This window comes from Paenibacillus sp. N119s, assembly GCF_059447605.1.
In genome coordinates, this window is the sequence record NZ_JCAJRU010000278.1 from 1 (window position 1) to 5,794 (window position 5,794).

The 5,794-nt window shown below is 43.5% G+C and carries 7 protein-coding genes; all 7 read left to right on the forward strand.

Annotated elements, in window-relative coordinates:
• On the forward strand, positions 1 to 264 hold a 264-nt coding region (gene rpsF / locus AC5V8P_RS22605; protein ID WP_495473884.1), incomplete at its 5' end, for a 30S ribosomal protein S6.
• A gap of 49 nt (positions 265 to 313) precedes the next feature.
• The gene (gene ssb / locus AC5V8P_RS22610) at positions 314 to 805 is read left to right on the forward strand and encodes a single-stranded DNA-binding protein (protein WP_010346813.1); all 492 of its coding nucleotides are present in this window, start codon (positions 314 to 316) and stop codon (positions 803 to 805) included.
• Positions 806 to 826: 21 nt separating this feature from the next.
• The gene (rpsR, locus tag AC5V8P_RS22615) at positions 827 to 1,099 is read left to right on the forward strand and encodes a 30S ribosomal protein S18 (RefSeq protein ID WP_007433228.1); all 273 of its coding nucleotides are present in this window, start codon (positions 827 to 829) and stop codon (positions 1,097 to 1,099) included.
• 527 nt (positions 1,100 to 1,626) lie between these two features.
• On the forward strand, positions 1,627 to 3,366 hold the full coding sequence (locus AC5V8P_RS22620; protein WP_064797503.1) for an ABC transporter substrate-binding protein: 1,740 nt from the start codon (positions 1,627 to 1,629) through the stop codon (positions 3,364 to 3,366).
• Between the two features lie 68 nt (positions 3,367 to 3,434).
• Entirely contained in the window at positions 3,435 to 4,397 is a 963-nt protein-coding gene (locus AC5V8P_RS22625) for an ABC transporter permease (protein ID WP_064797504.1), read from the forward strand.
• 11 nt (positions 4,398 to 4,408) lie between these two features.
• Positions 4,409 to 5,332: an oligopeptide ABC transporter permease gene (gene opp4C, locus AC5V8P_RS22630; protein WP_063211691.1), complete on the forward strand. Its 924-nt coding sequence runs from the start codon at positions 4,409 to 4,411 to the stop codon at positions 5,330 to 5,332.
• 13 nt (positions 5,333 to 5,345) lie between these two features.
• Positions 5,346 to 5,794, forward strand: a 449-nt coding sequence (locus AC5V8P_RS22635; protein WP_495473885.1) for an ATP-binding cassette domain-containing protein, incomplete at its 3' end; no start/stop codon positions are given.

The window sequence follows — 5,794 nt, forward strand, 5'->3', positions numbered from 1 at the left end:
TACATTATTCGTCCTGACATTGAACAAGAAGCTGTTCAAGCGACAGTCGACAAATTCCAAGGTATCATCTCTAACGGCGGTGGCGAAATTACGAATCACGATGTAACTAAACGCCGTCTTGCGTATGAGATCAAGAAATTCCGTGATGGTTCTTTCGTTCTGGTAAACTTCACAGCAGAACCTGCTGTTGTTGCTGAGCTTGAGCGTATCATGAAAATTTCTGACGAAGTAATTCGTTATCTCATTACGAACGACGTAGCTTAATTATTGTACGTGATTATGTAATGAACAACGCTCAAAGGAGGGGATTGGATTGTTGAACCGTGTCATTCTGATCGGTCGTTTGACCAAAGATCCGGAGCTGCGCTATACACCGTCTGGTGTAGCAGTAACCCAGTTCACCCTGGCTGTAGACCGTCCGTTTACAAGTCAAGGCGGCGAACGGGAAGCGGATTTCTTGCCGATCGTAACCTGGCGTCAGCTTGCTGAAACATGCGCTAACTATCTTCGCAAAGGTCGTTTGACGGCTGTTGAAGGCCGTGTACAGGTGCGTAATTATGAGAACAATGAAGGTAAACGTGTATACGTGACTGAAATTGTTGCTGATAATGTACGTTTCCTGGAATCTAACCGCGATAGCGGCAACGGTGGCGGCAATAGTGGTGGAGGTATGCGTGAGGAGTCTCCTTTCGGAGGCGGTAACAGCAATAGTGGACGCGGGAATAATAACTCGCGAAACAATCAGGATCCTTTTTCCGATGACGGAAAACCGATCGATATTTCGGATGATGATCTACCATTTTAATTGGGAAAGGACTGACAAAGAATGGGCTTCAGACAAAGAGAAGGCGGAGACGATAACAAAAGACCAGCTCGTCGTGGTGGTCGCAACAAACGTCGTAAAGTATGTTTCTTCACTGTGAACAAAATTACTCACATTGACTATAAAGATACAGACCTGCTTAAAAAATTCATCAGCGAACGCGGAAAAATTCTTCCTCGTCGTGTGACTGGAACAAGCGCGAAATATCAACGTATGTTGACAATCGCTATTAAACGTTCCCGTCAAATCGCATTGCTTCCTTACACTACTGAATAGTAGTGAGTGGAAAGAAAAGATGTCTCCAATCCTGGAGGCATCTTTTTTATGATTTTATATATTGACAACAAGTACCATCTATTGTAACTTACTAATAATACAATCCATGTATACCCATTAAGTATACTTCACCATTTAGTGGCATAGAAATTCCTAGCTCCCCGACTCGCCAGAGTAAACATTTCTGCATGCAGAAATGTTATTTTATATCACATGAAATCCGGTTTTATGTCATTTCCCACAAGAAAAATTCATAAAGTTTACATATATAGATATTTTGCATTTTTACATTACACAAAAAAAGATATTGACGTGATATTATTTTACACTTAAGATAAATCTTAATAAAAATGCAATGGTTGTCGGTGCACAAAATTTGACCAGGGGTCTAAAACATGTGTTTACGCTATCATTCGAAACAGTAAGGAGGATGTGTCCACTTCATTTTCAAACCTCAAGCTTTAACGAATTACCGCAGGAATGAGACAGGCTGTTAAATAAAGAACCGACTAAGGGGGAGTAACAGAATGGTGCAAACGAAGAGATGGGTTTCTTTGCTTATGGTGCTTACGATCGTTGGTGTTCTGTTTGCAGGATGTAGTGGAGGTGCTAATGAGGCACAGCCGCAGCAAAGCAAAGCGGATAATAAAACAGAGGGAAATGAAGGCAGCGCACCAGTTACAGAGGGGGTTATTAAAGCGACGGATATGTCGCAAAATCCTCCAGGAGCAACAAATCGGAAAGATAACATTGTAGTAGGTATGACATCACCTAAAGGGGTATTTAACCCGCTTTTCTGGCAAACAACTTATGATTTATATGTGGTCAGAACAGTATTTGATTCCTTTTTACAGGTGAAGGCAGATGGTACATATGAAAATAGTTTGGCTGAGAAGGTTGATGTATCGCCGGATGGTCTAAAGTACACGTTCCATTTAAAACCAGGTGTGAAGTATAGTGACGGCACCCCAGTAACCGTAAAGGATTATGCTTTTGTTCTCAAAGTGCTGCATGATCCGAACTATGATGGGGAAACCGATGTATTATCTTTTAAGATTAAAGGCGGTAAGGAATATCACGATGGCAAAGCGAATGATATCTCGGGGATCAAAGTCATTGATGATAACACAGTAGAGGTCACTGTTACAGAAGCAACAGCGTATACAAAGGATTTTCTGGGTGAGCAATACTTCATGCCAGAAGCTTATTACGGAAAAGGATACAAAAAAGGCAGCTTGGACAGCATCAAGGCGCTGAATAATAAACCAATCGGCTCCGGGCAATATGTGCTGAAAAGCTTCTCCCCAGGTCAGCAAGTCGTTCTTGAAGCGAATCCAAACTACTTCAAGGGCGCACCAAAGGTGAAATCAGTTATTTTTAAAACAACAACAGAAGAAACGAACCTATCTATGCTGCAAACAGGCGAGACGGATATGGATAACATCACAGTTACGGAAGACAATGTAGAGGAATTAAAGGCACAGGGCTTTTTGAACGTGAATATTATGCCAACGAACGGCTATGGATATATTGCGTTTAACCACAAGGAAAAGAAATTTCAGGACCCTAGAGTACGTCAGGCTTTAACTATTGGCTTAAACCGTAAGGAGATTGTGCAGGGTGTGTATGGTCCATATGCGAATGTTATTAACATTCCACAATCTACAGAATCGTGGTCTTATACGGATGAAGGCATCAACAAATATGAATTTGATACCGCGAAGGCGAAGGCCTTGCTGGATGAGGCAGGCTGGAAGGTTGGTGCTGACGGAATTCGTGAAAAGGATGGAGAAAAGCTGACCATTAACTTCTCTGCGACTGCCGATAATCCGGTAGTAGAGGCATTGCTGCCGATCATGTCCAATAACTACAAGGAGCTGGGCATCAAGCTGAGTTCTGAAACTTTAGATTTCAATGCCATCATGGATAAAAAGAATACAGGCAAATTTGATATGTTCTTTGCAGCTTGGGGCTTAACTCCAGACCCTGATACAACGACTTTTATTACGAATGGTGCACAAAATGACATCGGCTACTCCAATAAAAAGGTCGATGAGTTAACGCTTGCTGGTAAGCATGAACTGGATCAAGAGAAACGCAAACTGATTTACAAACAGCTCTATCAAGAGCTGAACAAAGATTTGCCGACGATCTTTTTATACCAACGCAGAGATATGTGGCCAGTTAATGGACGTATATCTGGGTTAGAAATCACGCCATACAAAGATTTTGAGTTCACTCTGCATAACGCTCAAATCGCTCAATAAGGGTTGCCAATCGTATGCTCAGCTCTCACGAGCTGGGCATATCACTTTATTCGTCTGGAGGAATGAATATGAAGCAGTACATTATTCGAAGACTGCTGCAACTCATCCCCACACTTATTGGCATATCCATTATCGTTTTTGCGATTTCAGCCATGGTGCCGGGTGATTATATTACAGCCAAGCAGAACCCGAATATGACCGCCGAGAAGGCGCAGCAGCTACGACATATCTACGGGCTGGATAAGCCGGAATACCAGCGTTATTTTATATGGGCCGGTAATATGTTAAAGGGAAATATGGGGGATTCATTACAGCATAAGCAGCCGGTAACGAAGGTCATCAGCAATTATGTATGGAACTCTTTTATTATCGCTTTCTTTAGTCTTATTTTTAGCTGGCTCATTGCCATTGTTGCAGGGGTATTTTCAGCTAAGTTCCAATATTCCTTATTCGATAAGTTTGTTACGTTATTTATTTTCTTATGTATGTCGCTGCCTTCATTTTTTATTGGTCTATTGGTCATCAAAATATTTGCTCTTGAATGGGGAATTCTTCCCGTCGGTGGCATGACCACAGCAGGGGAGGAAGCAGGCTCGTGGGCTTACATGGTCGATGTGCTCAAACATATGTTCTTGCCGACTCTCGTACTTACGATGCTGAGTACAGGAAGCCTGACTCGTTATTTCCGTACAGGCATGTTGGAGGTCATCCGTCAGGATTATATCCGTACCGCACGCGCCAAGGGCTTGAAGGAGCGGACGGTTATTTTCAAGCATGCACTGCGCAATGCTCTGATTCCAGCAATCACACTGCTCGGATTTGAGCTTCCAGCCTTATTTGGTGGGGCAATGATTCTGGAAAAGGTATTTGTATGGCCGGGTGTGGGGCAGGTTTATCTAGAGTCTATTAGTATGCGGGATTATCCGTTTATGCTGGGCTTCACGATTTTTCTGGCCATTCTCACGCTCCTCGGTAATTTACTTTCTGATGTATTGTATGGCATGGCCGATCCAAGAATTCGCTTGAAATAGGAGGGATACTATTGTCCGCAGAAACAGTCACGATTGAAACGAATCAAAAGGCGGCGATCCGTCCTGAAGCGTCTCCATGGAGAATCGCCGTTCGCCGTTTTAGCCAGAATCGTCTTGCTTTGGCAGGTCTCATTATATTAATTCTGATGGTCATCATTTGTGCATTTGGGCCCATAATTTCACCTTATCATTTAGATGATTACAAGCTATCTGACAAAAACTTATCCCCTAATGCGAAGTACTGGCTTGGTACGGATAAGTTTGGTAGAGATATTTTACTGCGTACGATGCTGGCTGGTCGTATTTCTTTGACAGTCGGGCTGGTCGCTACCTTTATTTCGGTCATGATCGGGGCAACATTGGGTGCACTGGCAGGGTTTTATCGAAAAGGCGTGGATACGGTCATTATGCGGATCGCAGATATTTTTATGGCGCTGCCTACATTGCCGTTGCTTATTATTTTAGGTGCTGTTCTGTCGGATTTGAAAGTTGATCCATCGAACCGTATCTATTTTCTGATGCTAATTATCGGAGTCCTGAGTTGGACGAGCTTGTCCCGTTTGGTCAGGGGGCAGATTCTTACGCTGCGTGAACAGGAGTTCATGCAGGCGACAGAAGCGCTGGGCTTGAGAGACCGCCGCAAAATATTCCGACATCTGCTGCCAAACACGATTCCTACTATTATTGTTACGGCTACGCTTGGAGTGGCAGGTGCGATTATTACAGAGTCTGCGCTCAGTTACTTGGGGATTGGCGTTGTACCGCCCACACCTTCGTGGGGGAATATGATATCAGCTGCGAATAACCTGATTGACTTCCGCAAACGGCCCTGGATATGGGTACCACCGGGAATGTGTATTCTGATTACCGTTGTAGCGATCAATCTGATTGGCGACGGTTTGCGTGACGCGCTGGACCCTAAAATGAAGAAGTAGGAGACGAACGTTTATGGAAAATGCTTTGATTGAATTTCGTAACCTGAAAACCCACTTTCATACCTCTAACGGAACTGTCAAAGCGGTCAATGAGGTCAGTTTTAAAATTCGTGAGGGTGAAACGCTCTGTGTGGTAGGAGAATCCGGTTGTGGTAAGAGTGTAACTGCGATGACGATGATGCGGTTGATTGATTCTCCCCACACCTCAGACGGACAAATCTGGTTTGAGGGCAAAGACCTCTTGAAACTCAATAAAAGTCAAATGCAGCAAATTCGCGGCAATGACATTTCGATTATTTTTCAGGAACCGATGTCCTCACTGAATCCAGTGCTTACGATCGGGGAACAGATTACGGAGCCATTGCTGATGCATACATTAATGAGTAAAAAAGAAGCACGCGCCCGGGCAATTGAACTGATAAATTTGGTGGGCATTTCGCGATCGGAGGAAATATTCCATTC